At 49.9% G+C, this 19,963-nt stretch carries 17 protein-coding genes and 1 riboswitch; all 17 genes read right to left on the reverse strand.

Annotated elements, in window-relative coordinates; all coding sequences use genetic code 11:
* Positions 1-18 precede the first annotated feature (18 nt).
* The 17 genes from hflX to EDC32_RS06920 all read right to left on the reverse strand — a co-directional run bounded on the left by hflX (position 19) and on the right by EDC32_RS06920 (position 19,856).
* On the reverse strand, positions 19-1,281 hold the full coding sequence (gene hflX / locus EDC32_RS06840; protein ID WP_375163199.1) for a GTPase HflX: 1,263 nt from the start codon (positions 1,279-1,281) through the stop codon (positions 19-21).
* Positions 1,282-1,298: 17 nt separating this feature from the next.
* On the reverse strand, positions 1,299-2,297 hold the full coding sequence (locus EDC32_RS06845) for an AAA family ATPase (RefSeq protein ID WP_132220772.1): 999 nt from the start codon (positions 2,295-2,297) through the stop codon (positions 1,299-1,301).
* A gap of 118 nt (positions 2,298-2,415) precedes the next feature.
* Positions 2,416-2,658, reverse strand: coding sequence for an RNA chaperone Hfq (hfq, locus tag EDC32_RS06850; RefSeq protein ID WP_022737628.1), 243 nt, complete (start codon positions 2,656-2,658; stop codon positions 2,416-2,418).
* Positions 2,659-2,703: 45 nt separating this feature from the next.
* Positions 2,704-3,633 (reverse strand): tRNA (adenosine(37)-N6)-dimethylallyltransferase MiaA, encoded by a 930-nt coding sequence (miaA, locus tag EDC32_RS06855; RefSeq protein WP_132220774.1) that lies wholly within the window; start codon positions 3,631-3,633, stop codon positions 2,704-2,706.
* Positions 3,630-4,412 carry a class I SAM-dependent methyltransferase gene (locus EDC32_RS06860; protein ID WP_132220776.1) on the reverse strand — a complete coding sequence of 261 codons (783 nt, stop codon included), beginning with the start codon at positions 4,410-4,412 and terminating at the stop codon, positions 3,630-3,632. Before EDC32_RS06860 ends, miaA begins: the two co-directional genes overlap by 4 nt.
* A gap of 4 nt (positions 4,413-4,416) precedes the next feature.
* The gene (gene mutL / locus EDC32_RS06865) at positions 4,417-6,420 is read right to left on the reverse strand and encodes a DNA mismatch repair endonuclease MutL (protein WP_132220778.1); all 2,004 of its coding nucleotides are present in this window, start codon (positions 6,418-6,420) and stop codon (positions 4,417-4,419) included.
* Positions 6,421-6,448: 28 nt separating this feature from the next.
* Complete coding sequence (gene mutS / locus EDC32_RS06870) at positions 6,449-9,118, reverse strand: DNA mismatch repair protein MutS (RefSeq protein WP_132220780.1); 2,670 nt, start codon at positions 9,116-9,118, stop codon at positions 6,449-6,451.
* A 69-nt stretch (positions 9,119-9,187) separates the two neighbouring features.
* Positions 9,188-10,588 carry a putative amidoligase domain-containing protein gene (locus EDC32_RS06875; RefSeq protein ID WP_132220782.1) on the reverse strand — a complete coding sequence of 467 codons (1,401 nt, stop codon included), beginning with the start codon at positions 10,586-10,588 and terminating at the stop codon, positions 9,188-9,190.
* A 159-nt stretch (positions 10,589-10,747) separates the two neighbouring features.
* Entirely contained in the window at positions 10,748-11,326 is a 579-nt protein-coding gene (cotE, locus tag EDC32_RS06880) for an outer spore coat protein CotE (RefSeq protein ID WP_132220784.1), read from the reverse strand.
* A 104-nt stretch (positions 11,327-11,430) separates the two neighbouring features.
* A complete protein-coding gene (locus EDC32_RS06885; RefSeq protein WP_029072008.1) occupies positions 11,431-11,835 on the reverse strand; it encodes a YlbF/YmcA family competence regulator in 405 nt (134 codons plus the stop codon).
* Position 11,836: 1 nt separating this feature from the next.
* A complete protein-coding gene (gene miaB / locus EDC32_RS06890) occupies positions 11,837-13,315 on the reverse strand; it encodes a tRNA (N6-isopentenyl adenosine(37)-C2)-methylthiotransferase MiaB (RefSeq protein WP_132220786.1) in 1,479 nt (492 codons plus the stop codon).
* A gap of 773 nt (positions 13,316-14,088) precedes the next feature.
* Positions 14,089-14,664 (reverse strand): xanthine phosphoribosyltransferase, encoded by a 576-nt coding sequence (locus EDC32_RS06895; protein WP_132220788.1) that lies wholly within the window; start codon positions 14,662-14,664, stop codon positions 14,089-14,091.
* Between the two features lie 93 nt (positions 14,665-14,757).
* A riboswitch (purine riboswitch) is annotated at positions 14,758-14,858 on the reverse strand.
* Positions 14,859-14,912: 54 nt separating this feature from the next.
* A complete protein-coding gene (locus EDC32_RS06900; RefSeq protein ID WP_132220790.1) occupies positions 14,913-15,647 on the reverse strand; it encodes an MBL fold metallo-hydrolase in 735 nt (244 codons plus the stop codon).
* 66 nt (positions 15,648-15,713) lie between these two features.
* Positions 15,714-16,580 carry a 2-oxoacid:ferredoxin oxidoreductase subunit beta gene (locus EDC32_RS06905; protein WP_102992611.1) on the reverse strand — a complete coding sequence of 289 codons (867 nt, stop codon included), beginning with the start codon at positions 16,578-16,580 and terminating at the stop codon, positions 15,714-15,716.
* The gene (locus EDC32_RS06910; RefSeq protein ID WP_132220792.1) at positions 16,567-18,327 is read right to left on the reverse strand and encodes a 2-oxoacid:acceptor oxidoreductase subunit alpha; all 1,761 of its coding nucleotides are present in this window, start codon (positions 18,325-18,327) and stop codon (positions 16,567-16,569) included. The genes EDC32_RS06905 and EDC32_RS06910 overlap by 14 nt, the downstream gene beginning before the upstream one ends.
* A gap of 245 nt (positions 18,328-18,572) precedes the next feature.
* Positions 18,573-19,520: a dipeptidase gene (locus tag EDC32_RS06915; RefSeq protein ID WP_132220794.1), complete on the reverse strand. Its 948-nt coding sequence runs from the start codon at positions 19,518-19,520 to the stop codon at positions 18,573-18,575.
* A 75-nt stretch (positions 19,521-19,595) separates the two neighbouring features.
* Entirely contained in the window at positions 19,596-19,856 is a 261-nt protein-coding gene (locus EDC32_RS06920) for a stage V sporulation protein S (protein WP_022737614.1), read from the reverse strand.
* Between the last annotated feature and the right edge of the window lie 107 nt (positions 19,857-19,963).

Genomic DNA, 19,963 nt, shown 5'->3' on the forward strand with positions numbered 1-19,963 from the left:
TTCCTATTGATTAAATTTCTAAGTAACTTGCTGTTTCAATTCTGACGGCAATTTCTCCAACTGTTTGTCCGTCAAGCGGCACTCTATCTCCATGAATGCGTCATTTGCCTTGGCAGAAACAACTTCTGCCATCCGATGCAAAGCAGAAAGAAGATCTCCCCGCTCAATCGGGATTTTCAGATGGACAGTCATGGGCTTGGAATGGAGCAAGTTTTCGATTTTCCTCTTCAATTTGTCCAAATCTTCCTCCCGCAACGCGGAAATGCGAACGATCTCCCGCCCATCGGGTTCGATACCTTGCCCATCCAACAAATCCGCTTTGTTGAGCACCATCAAGGTGGGAATGTCCGTCGCCTGCAACTCTTCCAACACCTTCTCCACCGCCGCAATCTGTTCGGCCGCTTCAGGGTGCGCCGCGTCAACCACATGCAACAAGAGATCCGCTTCCCGCACTTGTTCCAGCGTAGAGCGGAAAGCGGCCACGAGATGATGAGGCAAATTGCGGATAAAACCGACCGTGTCCGTCAAGATCACTTGTTGGCCTGAAGGCAACTCAAGCATGCGCGAAGTGGGATCCAGTGTGGCAAATAATTTGTTTTCAGCCAACACCTCTGCTCCTGTCAACCGATTGAGCAAAGTGGATTTGCCCGCGTTGGTGTAGCCAACCAAGGCGACTTGAACCACTTCGTTTTTTTTGCGCCGCTCCGAATGCAAACGGCGATGTTTTTTCACTTCTTCCAATTGTTTCTTCAAGTCGCGGATTTGTCGGTGGATGTGCCGACGATCTGTTTCCAATTTCTTCTCACCCGGTCCGCGAGTACCAATGCCCCCACCAAGGCGCGACAACTCTTTCCCACGGCCCGCCAAGCGGGGCAACATGTATTCCAACTGCGCCAGCTCCACTTGAATCCGTCCTTCTTTGGTCTGGGCGCGTTGTGCGAAAATGTCGAGAATCAACTGTGTGCGGTCAATCACTTTGCAGGGTAACAGCCGCTCCAGATTGCGGATCTGCGCCGGACTCAGCTCGTGATCAAAAATCACCAGATCCGCTTCCCGCTCTTCCGCCATTTTCGCCACTTCTTCCGCTTTTCCTTTGCCGATCAACCAAGCCGGGTCAAGGCGGTCGCGAAATTGCACCGCTTGACCAATCACTTCGGCTGCAGATGTTTCCGCCAAGCGTCCCAGCTCTTCCAACGTGGATAACAGTTCCCATTCATTTCGTTTGGGACCGCATCCAACAAGAATTGCCTTTTCTTTTTCGCTGTTTTGCACCGTTTCTATCCTACTTCATCCCTTTCTCAGACAGTGAGTGAATCATGGATTTTCTCATTATACCACGAAGCCTTGAACCCATTCTGCGAACCGGACTCTATTTGCAGGTCTTCGCTTCTGAGCGTCATCAGATCATCGCGGCTCGCGTGCTTGGCACGCAACAGACGAACAGCCTGATGGCGGGCCGCCTGTTCGATCAAATTACGGACATGGCGAGCATTGCCAAAATGGTTCCGATTTCTCAGCCGCTCCTCCTGCAAGTGTTTTTTCAGCTTCTCTTTGAATGCGAAGGATAACCGGTATTCCCGCTCACGCACCATATTGTCCGCGATTTCCATCAACTCAGCCAACGTGAACGGCGGAAAAGTGAGTTGGATGGGAAACCGAGACGGCAATCCTGGGTTAAGCCGCAAAAATTGTCCCATCTCATGAGAATAACCCGCCAAAATGAGAATGAAATCATTTTTATGATCTTCCATTGATTTTACCAGGGTGTCGATCGCTTCCTTGCCAAAATCCTTGTCCCCGCCGCGCGCCAAGGAATAAGCCTCATCGATAAACAAAATGCCGCCCAAGGCCCGGCGCACGTGTTCACGCGTTTTTTGCGCCGTGTGACCGATATATTCGCCAACCAAATCTGCCCGCTCCACTTCAATCAAATGCCCTTTGGACAAAACGCCCATCTCTTTGAACAACTTGCCGATGATGCGGGCCACAGTCGTTTTCCCCGTACCTGGTTCACCGGCAAAAATCATGTGCAACACTTGCTGGTCTGTTGCCAAACCGGCCGCTTGGCGACGTTTGCTCACTTCCAGCCAAGCGTATATCTCCGTCACAAACTCTTTTACCTTAGTCAGTCCGACCAATTCGTTCAATTGATCCAAGCACGCTTTTAGTGGCCCCTCCGTTTCACGGGCTGATTCCACGACAGAAGCCGGGGCTGCAGTTTGGCGGCATTGTTGGCGATGATCAAACACAACATGTATCTGATGTTTTGCGGTTCCGGTGTAAACCCTTCTCCCCATCCGGTTCACCTCTCTGTGGTCTGATGCTTTTTTATGTATACGCACCCGCCCAGAAATGGGTGAATCCCGTCAGAGGACTGAAAAAAGCTGCTGAAAGATTCAGCAGCTTAAAAGGGGCTCAGCCTTCTTTGCTTTCATCAGACGGCATCAGAGATACCGGACGAGCGGGAGTAAACGTGGAGATTGCATGCTTGTAAACCATTTGTTGTTTACCTTCGCTGTCAATCACTATGGTAAAATTATCAAAGCCGCGAATCACCCCGCGAAGCTGAAATCCGTTTACCAAATAGATGGTGACGGGAACCGATTCTTTGCGAATTTGGTTGAGAAATGTATCTTGAATGTTGATGGATTGTTTCAAAATCCGTACCTCCTATGTAATTTTAACATTTTACATTATTGTACTCTATTCTCTAGCCAAATGGCACTTTCCTGCAACCAAGCTCTGAATTTCTGCAAAACATTCCCTATTCGTCACATCGAACCAGTGCATCTCCCCATAACGGCGAAACCAAGATAACTGGCGTTTGGCGTACTTGCGCGAACCTTGCTTAATCAGATGCACCGCTTCCTCCAACGTTAATTGCCCTGACAGATAAGCCATGATTTCCTTATACCCAATGGCTTGCATTGAAGTCAAACCGAGGCCGTACCCTTTCTCCTTTAACCTCTTGACTTCTTCGACCAGTCCTTGTTCCAGCATCAGATCGACGCGCTTATTGATCCGTTCATATAAAAGCTCACGCGGCATCGTCAAACCAATCCAGCACGCATCATATGGAGAGGTGCCTCTTCCCTTCAACTGGGAAAAAGGAATACCAGTAACATCATAGACCTCTAACGCGCGAATCATACGTCGAATGTCATTGGGATGCAATTTTTTGGCCGTCTCGGGATCGATCTCTTGCAAGCGAGCATGCAACACTTCGCCACCCTGCTCAGCGGCGAGTCTGCCCAATTCTTGGCGCAAGGCCTGATTCTCAGGGACCTTTGGCATGTCATAATCATACATCACCGCTTCGATATATAATCCTGTTCCCCCCACTAGCATGGGAAGGCGACCCCGCTCATGAACCTCGTCGATTTTCTGCCGCGCCAACTTCTGATATTCCTGAACGGAAAAAGAGGTATCTGGATCGATGATGTCAATGAGATGGTGCGGGATACCTTCTTGCTCTTCAGGTGTGACTTTGGCTGTCCCTATATCCATACCCCGATATACCTGCATTGAATCCCCTGAGATGATTTCACCATTAAATTGTTTGGCCAGCTTGATGCTGAGCGCCGTTTTTCCGACAGCGGTGGGTCCAGCGATCACCAACACCTGTGGCTTCATTGGACTCCCCCCTTTCGAATCACACCCCAAGCAAAGCTAGAAGAGGACTTGACAATCTCAAACCCGAGCCGGGCGAATTCTCCTCCCTTGGGCCGTTCCTTCAGCAATACGGCACGCTTCGCCACTCGGATCGCTTCCCGGACAGAGCGCTCATCCAACGGTTCTGGATTGGCCAACGGTTTCAACTGTTGGATGGCATTTGAAGCCTGTACCGTCTCCCGGAACATCGGATCGAACATCACCACATCAAACGAATTATCTTGGCATAATGGCAGATAGGTTCGATAATCCGCCTGAACCACTTCGACCCGCCGCAATGCACGGTGCAAGGCTTTGCGATCGGTCTCATACGTTTTTAGGCCATGTTTTACGATAGCAGCAATCACCGGCTGGCTTTCAAGAGCCACCACTTGTCCCTCATCTCCCACGACATGAGCCGCTACAACGGCGTCCGCGCCCATGCCCAAGGTGCAATCAAGTACGCGGTCTCCCGGCTTAAGCCCCGCACATTCCACCATCGCATCGGAATCTCCATTCAACAACTGCTTGATCCTGAGCGCGGACATACTGGGATGAAAGAAAAAAGGCTGACCTTGTTCCTCCTCCACCCGCCATCCCTGTTTCGTCACAATGACCGCCCGAGATTCACCCGTTTGTGCAAACAAATCAGGCAGCGAATGACGTTCCCGCATCACATAGGGAATTCCCAACAATGCAGACAGATACCGGGCTTCTTGGATTTCTTTCGTTCCTGGATGAAAAGACGTTGTCACAAACACGGTTCTACATCACTCGCTTAAACATTTTTTCTAACTCATAGCTGGAGAAATGAACAAAAATGGGACGGCCATGCGGGCAAGTGAACGGATTTTCGCATTGGTTCAACTGCACCAACAAGGTTTCCATCTCATCACGGCGCAAATGCCGATTCGCTTTGATCGCCGCTTTGCAGGACATCATCTTGGCCGTCGCATCACGCAGCGCACCCGTATCCACTTTGCCATGCTCCTTCAGCCACTCAATGATTTCGTGAACCAGGCTCTCCGCGTCTTCTCGTGGAAACCAAGTGGGATAGGCTCGGACAACAAACGTCGTTCCCCCAAAAGGCTCCATTTCCAACCCCCACTGCCGCAAATACGCCAATTTGGCTTCCAACAGCTCAGCTTCCGCGGGCGAACACTCAATCGTCAACGGGATGAGCAAGGGGTATTGCTTGGTATTTTCTTCGCCCAATTTGCGTGAATAAATCTCATAATAGATGCGCTCATGCGCCGCATGTTGGTCAATCAGATAAAAGCCATCTTTGGATTGGGCCACTATATAAGTGCCGTGCACCTGCGCCAACGGCTCCATTTCCGGCAAACGCGGGGATGTGGAATCAGTCTCCGCCGATTCCGTCCATTCCGTTTCTTCCACCTGCGCAACCGAAGGAGCGGGCGCAGCTTCTTCACGTTTGGCAAACGAGGTCAAAGCTGACTGGTAAGCGGGTTGTGACGGAGCGCTAGGCGGTCGCGGCGGTGTGAATGTGAGCGGCTTTGGCTCCTCTGCTACCAACTTTTCCTGTCTGAAAGATTCCTGCCCGCGCGTCTGGAGCGGTTGTGGCACCTTTTCCAAGTCACCAGCATCGCTCGTACTGGCCTCCATCACCCGATCCCCGCTCGGTTGTAGGGGCGGATAAATAGGCTTGTTTATTGATTTGGACGGCGGTGCCTCCATCTTCTCCCACGAGAGCTCGTCCTGGACAACCGTCGTTTTGATCCGAGCTTGCCCTACACTCCCCATCGCGCCCGGCACAAACCGCTCCGCTTTGAACGCCTGCGTGATCGCTTCCTCTACCAACCGGCAACACTCTTTTTCCTTACTTAACCGCACTTCCAATTTAGCGGGATGCACATTTACATCAACCAATTTGGGGTCCATCTGCACCGTCAGCACACCGATGGGATAACGTCCATTCGGCAACAATGTGCCATAGGCGCGCAAAATGGCTTGTGTAATCGGTATGGAACGAACAAACCGGCCATTTAACACGGTGGATAGATAGGAACGAGTGGAACGAGTGATTTCCGGTTTGGTCACATAACCCGCGATGGCAAAGTCCGCGTCTTCCCCCGCAAACGCCACCATCCGGCTCGCCACCTGCTTGCCGTACAGGGCGTGCAGCACATGCAGCAACTTGCCGTCACCACTCGTGCGAAACAGCTCCCGTTGATTATGGCTAAGTGCAAAAGAGATATGTGGATGGGCCAAGGCCAGCCGTCCGACAACATCCGCCACATGGCTAACCTCAGTGTTGACCGTTTTCAGGTACTTCAAACGAGCCGGTGTATTGTAAAAAAGCTCTTTTACCACCACATCTGTCCCTTGGGAGCGGGAGGCATCCTCAACTGAGAGGAGTTCGCCTCCTTCGATCCGCACCACTGTCGCCAGTTGCGAAGGATCATGGGCCGTGGTCAGAGTCACCCGCGCAACCGAGGCGATGCTGGGCATGGCTTCACCGCGAAAGCCCAGGGTTTTGATCGAAAACAGGTCCCGTTCGCGCTTGATTTTGCTTGTCGCATGCCGGGAGAAGGCCAAGATCGCATCTTCTCGATCCATCCCGATTCCGTTGTCAGAGACACGGATTAAGGAAATGCCGCCTTCTTCGATGTGAATCTGGATACGGGTCGCCTCCGCATCAATTGCGTTTTCCACCAACTCTTTCACAATTGAAGCCGGCCGTTCAACCACTTCTCCCGCAGCTATCTGGTTGGCCAAATGATCGTCCAACACTTGGATTCTGCCCACGCTTTCGCCCTCCTTCCTCACTGATCAGTTACAATTTCTGTTTCAATTCATATAAAAATTGCATGCACTCAAATGGGTTCTTCATCATCAAGTCCCATTGCCGCAATGCTTCAATGATTTCTTGCTCCTTAGCCGACAAAAGCGCCGTGGTCGTGCCGTTCCCTTGCTCTGACTCAGCCACATGGTTAGCCGTTTCATTTTTCGCAGGCGAAGTAGTTTTGGCCGCGTAGTCAAACAATGACAGCTGGGCGGAATCATCCGGTTTGGGGTCGGCAGGTTCCGGCGAAGCGTGAAAGCGCCCTTCCAATTCCCCTAATATCTCTTTGGCACGATGGATCACCGGCTGCGGCAAACCTGCCAATTCAGCAACATGAATACCGTAACTTTTGTCCGCCCCGCCGGGGACGATCCGGTGCAGAAAGACTACTTTGCCGTCCTTCTCAATGCATTGGGCATGTACATTGACCAATCGGGCTAGTTGCCGCTCCAGTTCCGTCAACTCATGGTAATGTGTGGAGAACAATGTCTTCGCCCCGATATGGTCGTGGATGTATTCCACAATGGCGTGCGCCAAAGCCATCCCATCATAAGTGGACGTACCCCGCCCCACTTCATCGAGCAAAATCAGGCTACGGGAGGTCGCTTCCCGCAAGGCATGGCACGTTTCAGCCATCTCCACCATAAAGGTACTGCGCCCGCCAATCAGGTCATCCGCCGCACCGATGCGGGTGAAAATGCGATCTACAATGGAAACTTCAGCGTATTCCGCCGGCACATAACTTCCGATCTGGCTCATCAGCGTGATCAAAGCCACTTGGCGCATATAGGTGCTTTTACCAGCCATGTTTGGTCCGGTAATCAGCAAGATTTGCCGTTTATCTCCATCCAGAGTCACATCGTTGGCCACAAAGTCATCCACATTTGTGGCCGCCTCCACCACTGGATGACGTCCCTGTTTGATATGCAGGCGATCCGCTTGATGAACTTCCGGTCTCACGTACCGATATTTTTGGGCGATGATGGCAAAAGCTTGTAGCACATCGATTTCAGCCACCTTCTCCGCCAAATGTTGCAAACGGGTCACCTCTTGCGCCACTTGGTTGCGCACTTCTGTGAACAGCTCATATTCCATTTCCACCGATTTTTCGGCGGCGTTCAAAATCAATTGCTCCCGTTCCTTCAACTCGGGGGTCACAAACCGTTCCGCATTGGCCAGGGTCTGCTTCCGTTGATACCGCTCTGGTACATGCTGCAAATTGGATTTTGTCACTTCGATATAGTAACCGAATACCCGGTTATACCCGATTTTCAACGACTTGATGCCCGTCGCTTCCCGTTCTTGCTGTTCCAACTGCGCAATCCAACTTTTGCCGTCTTTTTGGATGGCGCGCAATTGATCCAGTTCAGCATGGTATCCTTCCCGCATGATGCCGCCTTCTTTGACGGAAACAGGGGGTTCATCCACAATTGCGCGGTCAATCAACTCCCGGAGTGCCTGGCACTCATCCATCTGCTCACCCAACGCGGCCAATTCATCATGATCCGACCGCATCAATCGCTCGCGCAAGTGAGGGATGACACTTAATGAACGCTTCACATTGGTCAGGTCCCTCGCATTGGCTGAGCCAAACGAAATCCGTGCTGCGAGGCGCTCCAAATCATACACTTGCTTTAACATCTCGCGCGCTTCATCCAGCAGGATGAAATCTGACAAAAACGCTGCTACTGTGTCTTGGCGCCGCTTGATGTCCGATACGTTCAACAGGGGCTTGTCCAACCACTTACGAAGCAGACGGCTCCCCATGGCCGTTGCTGTTTGGTCAAGCAACCACAGCAGGGAACCCCGTTTTTTGCCTTCACCCAGTGTCCGCGTTAATTCGAGATTGCGCCGTGCCGCTTCATCCAGCATCATGAATTGTTTGGCATCATACCGGCGCAAACGACGCAAGTGCCCCAGGGTACGCTTTTGGGTCTGCTTCAGATAGGCAAACAACATGCTGAGTACGCGCCGCAAGGGCTTGGACGTGCAAACCTCATGGAAATTGGCAAATTGCTCCGGCAGCTCTTCCGCCAATTCTTGTTCAACCAGCTTTTCCAGGGTGAGCGGATTCACCAAACATTTGCATCTGCCCGACAGCGCTTCACGGAAGGCATCATTCCCATGCAATCCCTCATCGAGCAAAACTTCTTTGGGCTCATAGCTGGCCGCTTCATCAATAATCCAATCCAATGAACCTGACAATTCGGTGACATGGCATTCCCCCGTGGACAGATCCGCCGCAGCGAGCGCCATCGTTCCACCGAAACCGGCAAGTGCGAGCAAGAAATTGTTTTCTTGCTCAACCAGCATGTTCTCTTCAATGATGGTGCCGGGAGTGATAACTCGAACCACTTCCCGTTTCACCACCCCTTTGGCCGCCGCCGGATTTTCCACTTGTTCACATATCGCCACTTTATACCCTTTTTCGATCAACTTTTCCACATACGTATGCGCCGAATGATAGGGAACCCCACACATGGGAATCCGCTCTTTTCCCCCATCTCGGCTGGTTAACGTAATCTCCAGCTCTTCCGCTGCCTTTTCAGCATCAGAAAAAAACATTTCATAAAAATCGCCGAGGCGAAAAAATAAAAAGGCATCAGGATATTGTGCCTTTATCGATAAATACTGTTGCATCATCGGAGTATATTGCGACATGGTCTCTTCCTCCGCATATATTTTTCATTCACCTATTTTAACATGAAAATCTGGAGTCATCCCATTTGTTCACAAAGTTTTTTTCCTGACAAGCGCCTGCTGATATGGAGGCAGGTACCAAACTTTGCGGAAATCTTGTGTCTCATCCCATGTTTCACCGGAGAGGAGATAATGGAACAAGTCATCCAACGGCTTTTTGTATAACTCATAATCAGCGCATTTCTTCAGCTTTTCCCATAAGTTGGGCAACCAGCGGTAGATCAACGCTTTGCGGCCCATATAATAAGCGCGCTGGATTTCTGGGTCTTGCAACGGGAAATAAGGAAGGGTGCGGTAATTGCAAGCGATCAATTTGGCCAGGGCGAACACCCCTTTGGTCAATGTAGGGGAGACCAACCAGCTCGGCGGCGTACGATATTCGAATCCCCCATGCGGCTGAAACCGATAATCTCCCAAATAGCCGTATTTCGGCCTGCGGTCGATTCCTTTCACATCTTCGGCAATCACAAACAAAAGAGCCATATAGTTATCCAATGCCCGGAACAGTTTAAAGTTTGGCTTGATGCCGCTGTAATGAATATGCCCCCCTAAAGGAAAACCGCTCCAAGGCATTCCCCCAGCTAGCCATTTTCCCTGGATATGCCTCGTCTTCCTGGCCAGTTTGGTCAGCAGGCGATAAATGCTCATCACCATGGTTTTCGGGTCGGAGGTAGGTGTAGGCCTCAATTCAAACAACGGCTTCTTGCCACGGTCTTCCCCCAACCAAATCGCATCGCAGCCGATCTCCCCCCGCACCGGTATCAGTTCGGAGGCGATGACCAATTTTCCGTCGGGTCCAACCATTACAAATTCCGGATCGGCCCCCAACACGATTTGCTCCGGTTCCGGTTTCGGCTCGACACACTGAGCAACATAACCTTTCAATGCGTTGAGGAAGCTTTTGATTCCATCCTCACCCAACGAAGGCGTCACTGTGAGGCCTGCAACGACAAGTTTGCCACCGCTGACCGCACCGACTTTGACCATGCCGTAATCCAGTCCCAATGCATAAATCGTGCGGGTAGCCAACAGTTTAGCCCGACGGTACTCACGCGGCCGATCCTGTTCTTTTACCCGCCGATACCGTGTTCGCTTTTGTTGGTGATTGGCCAACCACACGGTTTGTTCCGTGGAACAATATGCAGTCAACACTTCGGTCTGAAATATGAAAAAAAGATACTCCCTCACAAATTTGAACTTATCATTTACCGCGATACCATGCAATTGAAGCTGCTCTCTTCGCACACGCGGCTGAATTGCCCGTTCCACCTGTTGCTCCTCATTCAAAGTCAGCATCGCTTTGGATAACTGCGGCGCTTGCGGCAGTTGCAAAGCAATCGAAGGAACGAGCGTTCGATCCCCGTCCAAAACCAGCTTTCTCAATTCTTCATCATTTTTTATCGATTCGTAAGGAAGGGTGGCGGCTACCATGAAGCTTTCCCCTTTCTCTATCCCGCGCCGTCGCTGTTCGAGGAAATTTTATGCTGTTATCATATGTCACCTGCATTAAATTGGTTAGTCTTTTTTCCACTGTCTTGTCTGGGCAAATAAAAAAGCTCCTGGCAAAATCGCCAGCAGCCGCAAGACAGATTAATCTTCCAGTTCATCAATAACCAGATTGGGATCAAGATCATGAAAATCGTCTTCTGCGTCTCCACTGATTCCTTCGTACACGTCTTTTTCATCGCCTTCGGCGTACTCGAGCGGATACACCGGAACGCACACTTTGGTTTCACCTGTCAATTCAACCAAAAACTCCTTTTCGATCCGAACCGTCACTCCGTCTTTGTGGGAGGCAATGGACGCTTCAATACAATTGGGTGCTTGCGTCACCGCCGCAGACACGGAAACAGATGCCTCGCGGGTGTTGCGATCATAAAATGTGAGGGGTACCTGTTCCGTATAATAGACGGTTTCTTGCATAACATCTGTTTTGGTATTCCCTTTGGTCGAATACCAAATATTGATGTCGTAACTGCCTCGTACTTCGACGGCCTCTCCCACTTTGTGGCAATCATAGTTGTGATTGATAACCCAAGCACCAAGAATGGTGTCAATATTGTCTGGCGGCTGAATAGAATGCGACATCTGAGAAAATTTCCGACCTTTTCCGCATACCGCTTTGGTCAAAATCTGGCGGTATTCAACTGGTCTATCTGTATTAGACAATCTCCTTCCCTCCTCCAATCATCGTTCAATAACAAGTGTATGCAGGGCAAGTGTCTAGAGTGCAAAAAAAACCCTGTGGAAATTCTCCACAGGGTTGTCTTTTTTTAGCGGCAACTGCAAGCTCCTCCGCCGCAACCGCTAGCTGTCTCCCCACCCGTCTCCACGTCGATTTTTTGGGAGACAGTGTCGGCGATCACTTGCTGGATCGTCTGCAACAAGCCGTTAACCTCTACTTGCGCCTGTTGGTATTCGCGCACGATAGGCAAATGATTCAAATGTCCATTCAATTTTTCCAGCTCTTGCTCAAGCAAACGGCTGTACTCCGGCTTCTGATAATGCTTCGCATGAACCAGCTCTTTTTGCTTGCGCTTAATGGATGCGATCGTCTGTTGCACTGCATCGCTTTGGTTCACTTGCCTCTCCGCATCCCGAAAGCGTTTCACTTCTGCACTGCGCTCCAACAAGGCAGCGAAGTTGCGTGCTTCGGACAAGATCGCGTGTCTTGACATCTCAACCACCCACCACACGGGACTCCTGATCAACCCAAACGCCTTTTAGCGTCCAAGTTTGCGGTTCATCGATCCGTACGTGTACCATCTTCCCAATGAGGTGCTTCGGACCGATGAAGTTTACCAACTTATTGGTGCGAGTGCGTCCAGAGAGCACATCCGGATTCTTTTTGCTTTCCCCTTCAACCAACACTTCTACGATTTTGCCGCGCAACGCTTCGTTCTTGCGGCGGCTAATTTCATTTTGCACTTCATTCAGGCGTTGTAGGCGTGCTTTCTTCACTTCCATCGGCACATCGTCTTTCATCTTGGCCGCCGGTGTGCCTTCTCGTGGAGAGTAGATGAAGGTGAAGGCCGAATCGTATTCCACTTCTTTCACCAAGGACAAGGTTTCTTCAAATTGTTCATCCGTTTCACCTGGGAATCCCACGATGATGTCCGTCGTCAGCACCACATCTGGGATCGCTTCCTTGATTTTGCGGACAAGTTCCAGATATTGCTCGCGTGTGTATTTACGGGCCATCAGCTTCAAGACCTCGGAGCTTCCCGATTGCACTGGCAAGTGGATGTGCTCCACCAAATTCCCCCGTTTTGCCAGCACTTCAACGAGATGATCGTCGAAATCGCGCGGGTGGCTTGTGGTGAAGCGCACGCGCGGAATACCGATCTTACGAACATCATCCATGAGATGGGCAAAGGTGTAATCGATATCTTCAAAGTCCTTACCGTATGCGTTGACGTTTTGCCCCAGCAACGTCACTTCTTGGTAACCTTTGCGCGCCAATTCGCGGATTTCGTTTAACACATCCTCTGGACGGCGGCTTCTCTCTTTCCCCCGCGTATATGGAACAATACAGTACGTGCAGAACTTGTCACAACCGTACATGATGTTCACCCAAGCGCGCAAACCATCTTCACGTACTTTTGGCATGTTTTCAACGACGTCGCCCTCTTTAGACCAAACTTCGATCACCATTTCCTTGGAGAAAAGCGCATTTTGAAGCAAAACAGGCAAGCGGTGGATGTTATGCGTACCAAAAACCAAGTCAACATGTTGGTAACTCTGTAGGATACGGTTTACAACCACCTCTTCTTGAGACATGCAACCGCAAACACCCAAAATCAGATCCGGGTTTTCCAGCTTGAGTTGCTTTAAACGGCCCAATTCTCCAAACACTTTGTCCTCCGCGTTTTCACGGATCGCGCAAGTGTTGAGGAGAATGATGTCTGCTTCCTCTTCACGATTGGTGCGGGTATAACTCATTTCTTCCAAAATCCCGGCAATTGTCTCGCTATCATGGACATTCATCTGGCATCCGTACGTCTCAATCATGTATTTTTTGCCTTTTCCCACAGAGCGCATGTTTTCCGGGATTTGCTCAAACTGGAGTACCTGCACATCCTCTTTGCCCCGTTTTTTGGCCTGTTTCAAATCTGGCGCGACAAAATATTGGCTGTAATCTTTCACTTGTTTGCCCATGTCGTGTCCATCCTTTCTGAACAAACTTGAGATCCTGTGTTCTATGCCAAGAGCCATCACGGCTCAAAATGATCATAAAGTGCTCATTTAACTAAGTTATTATACCTGATCTGTGCAACTAGATCAATGAATTCTCCTATATTCGCCATTTTCGGCAAGTCATACAACTTGCCAATTTCAAGGTTCCCGCTGCGAATCACCTCTTACTGCTGTACTTGACCTAATTCAAAGAGTCTGCAAAACAAACTTATTTATGTCGATAGTTAAAAGCCGTACACTGCCCCTGATTCATGCAAAATAACCTTGTATCTATTCACACATATTTGAACCGGAAGGTGATACGATGCAATTAATCGGCTGGCGCTATGCACTCCACCTATTGCAACCAACACACGCAGAACTTCTGTACAGCAATCGTCAATCTTTGGGATTACATGATCACCCCCATGGCTTCATTGGAGGACATGAAGCGCAATGTGAACCATGCTTCCATTTGTCGTGATTGACTCCTTAACCAACTCAATCATGGGTGCCACCTGTCTGTATGATCTGTGCACTGACCGATTGACGACGGAGATCGGCCACACCTATTACGCCCCTTGCGCGCAGGGGACGGGAATCAACACTGAATGCAAATACCTCTTGTTTCAATGCCTTTGAAAAACCGGGGTTTGTTTTAAACAGATGAGCGAAACCTTCTCTCCCAACGGGCCATTGACCTGCCACATAAGCAAGCCCAGCTTCTGCATGACACAGAAACTGGGCTTGTTCGCTCACTCCCCGGCAAACGTCACTTTTCCCTCCGCCAACGCCGCAACGGAAGCCAATGATTCTACTCGTATCCCCTTTCTTCTCAACCGGTCGCCGCCTTCTTGGAACGATTTTTCTATCACAATCCCAACTCCGGCGAGCGTCGCTCCGGCTTGTTGGACAATATCAATCATTCCTTCCGCCGCTTGTCCATTGGCCAAGAAATCATCAATCACCAACACCATGTCCGTTGCAACCAAATGCGCTTTGGAGACTACGATGGTGTTAGTTTGTTGTTTGGTGAACGAATGCACCTTGGCTTCATAAAAATCCTCTTGCAATGTCAAGGATTTGCGCTTGCGGGCGAAGACAACCGGAACACCTAATGCCAATCCGGCCATGACCGACGGGGCAATCCCCGACGATTCGATCGTCAATATCCGCGTGATGCCATCATTGGCGAATCGGCGTGCAAATTCTTGGCCGATCGCTTGCATCAACTCCGGATCAATTTGATGATTTAAAAATGAGTCCACCTTTAAAATTTCGGATGATAACGCCTTTCCTTCTTGGCGTATCTTCTCTTTCAACAATTGCATAACAGCTTCTCCTCCCACAGCAAAAGCCCCTTCGGTGAGTGAGCCAACGACCTAGGCTTTCTCTCCATGGAAAAAGACAAAGACGCACCCGTCTTTGCCTTTTTGCCCACTCGTAGTCGGATGATTTACGGTCATCCGGTAGAAACTCGCAAGCCAATTCTTGCGATTATATGAGGGACATCTTCATTTTAACAAATTATATATGACCCTGTCCGTTCTAGCTATCAAAAAATTATCGAAGGCATGATTCAAACATCTATTTGCATGCCGATCCGGCTTACCTGGCAGGGACCAGGAAACACGGCTTGTGCTTCCTCTCCGAGCGGCGTGGGATCTCGTTCCGGATACAAATGAGTCAACAGTAGTCGCTTGGCTTGAAGCGCCACACCGACTTCCGCAGCTTGTTTGGCGGACAAATGCCCTATGGGATGCGCCGGTAGCTCCTGATGTAGATACGTCGCCTCACACACAAACAAATCCGGTTTTTTCCCCATCACCGACCAATCCGTTTTTGGCCCAGCATCAGCGCCATACAAAATCGTTTTTTCCCCGTCGGAAATGCGAATGGCATAACACGGAATGGCGTGATCGGTGCGATGAAAGCTAAATGTGAGCTTGCCTATGCTGACCGGCTCTGTTCCTATCGGCCGTTTGTCGATCAAGTTTTGATAACTCAGCTTTGCGTACCAATGGGCGGGTTCCGCCGGCGCCCATACAGGCAGGGGGCGCTTTCGTTTTTGCTGGTTGTTAGCAACCAACAACGCGTATTGCAAAACAAAGAAATCGGAGATATGGTCATGATGCAAATGGGATAAAAACACAGCATCCAGTTCATAAATCGGCATCATTTTGGCCAGTTGTGCCAACACGCCACTACCACAATCGATTAGGATGCGCTTTTGATCCGCCTCCAACAAATACCCCAACGTCGCCCCACCCGGCGCCGGATAAGGGGAATAACATCCCAGCACAGTCCACCGCATGGTCGAAAGCCGCCTCCTTTGTATGAAGAAACCACTCCCTGGGCAAGGAAGTGGTTTTTCTACTTATTATGCAAACTCAGCCACTAATTTATCAAAGTGCTCACGATCAAGCATCAAATCCTGCTTAGCCAGCGGCTCTTCTTTGAACCCTTTGATCATCTCTTCGTAGGATTTGCGCTCTTTGTTTTGATAGATAATACCTGTTACCAGGCCATGATGTTCCATCAACTTCTGCATAGCCATGGAACGGTTGGAGGCGTCGTAATTCTCGTCGTTGTCCAGGTTTACGAGATTCTCCTTGAACCAGTCATACGTGTTGACTTTGTTATAGGTAACACATGGGCTGTAAACGTTGATCAAAGAGAACCCTTTGTGTTTGATACCTTCTTCAATGACGTGGGTCAATTGCTTCAAATCGCTGGAAACCGATTGTGCCACGAATCCCGCTCCTACCGTCAACGCCATTTCCATCGGATGGATGGCCGATTCGATCGAACCACTTGGCGTACTCTTGGTTTTGAAACCCATCTCACTGCGGGGCGAAGTTTGTCCTTTGGTCAATCCGTACACTTGGTTATCCATCACGATGTAGGTGATGTCCACATTCCGGCGGATCGAGTGAACAGTATGTCCCATCCCGATCGCAAAACCGTCTCCGTCACCACCAGCGGCAACCACCGTCAAATCGCGGTTAGCGAGCTTCAAGCCTTGGGCGATTGGCAAGGCACGACCATGTACACCATGCAAACCATATGCATTCACATAACCTGAGATGCGTCCTGAACAACCAATTCCCGATACGACTGCAACATCATGCGGTTCCAACCCAAGATTGGCGAAAGCACGCTGCATGGCGGCCAACACAGAGAAATCACCACAACCTGGGCACCAGTTGGGCTTTACTTTGTTGCGAAAATCTTTAAATGTGGCCATGAACCAACAGCTCCTTACATTGTTTGTAAATTTCAGATGGCAAGAATGGATTTCCATCGTATTTGCCATAGTGAACTAATTTCTCGGCGAATCCTACATGCATTTTGATCAGATTGGTCAATTGTCCTGTCGCGTTATTTTCTACAACCAACACTTTTTTCGCCTTTTGGATTTGCTGTTGCATGATCTCCGTCGGGAAAGGCAAAATTTGGCGGATGTGGGCATGATTCACTTTCAATCCTTCTTCTTCCAACCGCTCTTTTGCTTCCGTGATCGTGCCGCGGGTGGAATTGAAGCCCACGATCAGAAGATCTGCCTCGTCATGTTGCGCATCCAGGAATACAGGGGTGTCGAAGTCGATGCCATTGCTCAACTTGGACAAGCGTTTATCCATCATCCGTTTACGATTGAGCGGATTTTCCGATGGACGCCCCGTTTCATCGTGTTCTACCCCGGTCACATGATGCAAGCCGTCTTTTTTCCCTGGCAGAACGCGGCGAGAAATGCCGTCTTCCGTGAATTCGTAACGCGGGAACAGCTGTGAATTTTCAAGTGGCGGCAACTCTTCGTTCCAGTCAACCAATTTTCCGCGCTTGATTTCGATCCGATCATAGTCAAGCGGATTGACGGTTTGCTTACCGAGGGAAAGCGCCAAGTCCGACAAGATAATAACCGGACATTGATATTGCTCCGCCAAGTTGAAGGCTTGAATCGTGTCATAGAAGCACTCTTCCACCGTGCTCGGAGCCAACACGATTTTCGGAATTTCCCCGTGAGTGCTGTAAAGCATGGCCAATACGTCACTTTGCTCCTGCTTGGTCGGCAACCCGGTGCTTGGACCCCCGCGCTGGGTATTGACGATGACAGCTGGCGTTTCAGTCATTCCGGCGAGGCCGATCGCTTCAGTCATCAAGGAGAGCCCCGGTCCGGCAGACGCCGTCAACGCACGCACACCACCATAGTTGGCGCCGATCACCATCGTCATCGCAGCGATCTCGTCCTCGGTTTGCACTACTGTACCACCGAGCTCAGGCAACTTTTTGATGAGGTATTCCATGATTTCAGAAGACGGCGTAATTGGATATGCCGCCATCAAACGCGCACCTGCAGCGACCGCTCCCAACGCAATGGCATCATTTCCGATCATATATAAGCGCTTTTTGCCATCAGATGGATCTAAGCGGAACTTTGTAATGGTGTTGCCGATCTGCTCTTGCACATACTCATGGCCTTTTGTGATCGCTTCCATATTTTTGTCTACTACTTTTTGCCCTTTTCTGGCGAATCTTTCTTCGATCACATCTTTAAAGGCGTCAACCGACAGTCCCAGCAATGCGATGGAAGCACCCACGGCCACCATGTTTTTCATTTGGGCCATGCCAACTTCTTCCGCAATTTTGGTGAATGGAACTGCGAGAAGGTGTGCAGTGACTCCCTCCGGAACGGTTGGATTAAATTTGGCATCAGCCAAGATCACACCATCTGCAATCAACTCATGCGCATTTAAGTCAATTGTTTCTTGGTCAAATGCAACAAGAATATCCAGCTCGTCGGAAATGGAGCGAACCGGGCTTGTGCTGATGCGAATCTTGGTATTGGAATGCCCGCCTTTGATGCGTGAGGAGAAGTGCCTGTAACCGTATAGATAATAGCCCTTGCGATTTAGTGCGGTCGACAAGGTTTCCCCCGCACTGTCGATACCTTCCCCCTGCTGTCCGCCCACTTTCCACGAAAGCTGCTTAACCATGAACTCATCTCCTTTAATCCTGCCACACACTACACAATAATAAGAAATTTGCAACCCTCTTCACAAAGAAGAAGACGGAATAACGCTTCCTTGTGAGTGATAGCATTTTCATGTATTAATTCTAGTCCTCTACCCATTAAAAAGCAACCGGGTAAAGCCCGCTTACAACCCAATTTCTCTTTTTTTTAATCATCTGGTGCTTTTTGCGAAAAGGAGATCCACCTCACGTCTTTTTTTACGCTTTTTTATGGGGACAAATGTCTCTGGTAAAACTGTTTGCCATTCTCCCAGCCCCACTTGCGGACGAGATCGTCTCCATACCTTTTTGACAAGGCTTCCACCAATTGCGGAAGGCGGTTGTAGCTCTCCAATCCGGGCAACTTGTTGGCAAACCCGTCAAAGTCTGAGCCAAAAAACAGATGATCCGCTCCCCCAAGGGTGCAAATATGCTCAACATGACGGAGCACTTGGTCGATCGTAGCCTCAGCCGCGCAATCGTGTACAAACTCCGGCACAAACGTGACCCCGATCAATCCTTGGCGTTGGATGAGCGCTTCGATCTGCTCATCTCCTAAGTTGCGTTTATGTGCGCACACCGTTCGGCAATTGGAATGTGAAGCGAGAATGGGCAAGCCTGTTTCCTCAATCACTTCCCAAAACCCTCTGTCAGATAGATGGGAAACATCCAAGATCATCCCCAGCCGCTTCATCTCTATAATCACTTGACGCCCAAACCGCGTCAATCCCCCACCGCGCTCTTCATAGATGCCGTCAGCTACCTCATTGGCAAAATTCCAGGTCAACCCCATTTGCCGCACGCCGAGCCGGTGAAACAAGCGTAGATTGGCCAAGTCCCCGTGCAAGGCGTCTGCTCCCTCCAACAGTAACAGCGCCCCGATGCGCCCATGTCCGCATTCATCCATTTGGCCTCCGTCGGTCACCAAGAAAACCCGCGATCCATCCTGAACCACTTCCTCATAAAAAAAATCGATCTCTTTGAGCGCCACAGCCAAGCGTTGTTGCCGCGGCACCGACTCCGGCGTCCACACGGCAAACACTTGCATGGCCACACCCGCCTCCCGCAAACAATGATAAGAACTGTCCAACGGAGACCCTTGATCGTAAAAAGTACGGTACTGGGGATCGCGCCACATTTTACTCAACACGTCGCAATGACCATCTATCCATCTCATCCCATTTCCCTCCACTTAAAAAAAAACCTGTCTATATAAATAAACAGGTTTTTTTGAATATATTGTTTCCATAAATTATCGAGGTTCCACGATTAATTTAATCGCGGTACGCTCTTCACCATCGATCACAATATCCGTAAAGGCTGGAATGCAGATAAGATCAATTCCACTCGGCGCGACAAACCCTCGTGCAATCGCAACTGCTTTGACAGCTTGATTTAGCGCCCCTGCGCCAATTGCTTGCATCTCTGCTTGACCACGTTCACGCAAGACCCCGGCGAGTGCACCAGCAACAGAATTCGGATTGGATTTTGCTGAAACTTTTAATACTTCCATGAAGGTACCTCCTCGATGGTTGAAGTGAGTCCACTACTTCTATCCTATTCGACCCACACATAAAAATTCCTTCTAATTTACATAGATACCGGTAAAAAATCATAAAT

This window comes from Laceyella sacchari, assembly GCF_004343255.1.
GTDB classification, from domain to species: domain Bacteria; phylum Bacillota; class Bacilli; order Thermoactinomycetales; family Thermoactinomycetaceae; genus Laceyella; species Laceyella sacchari.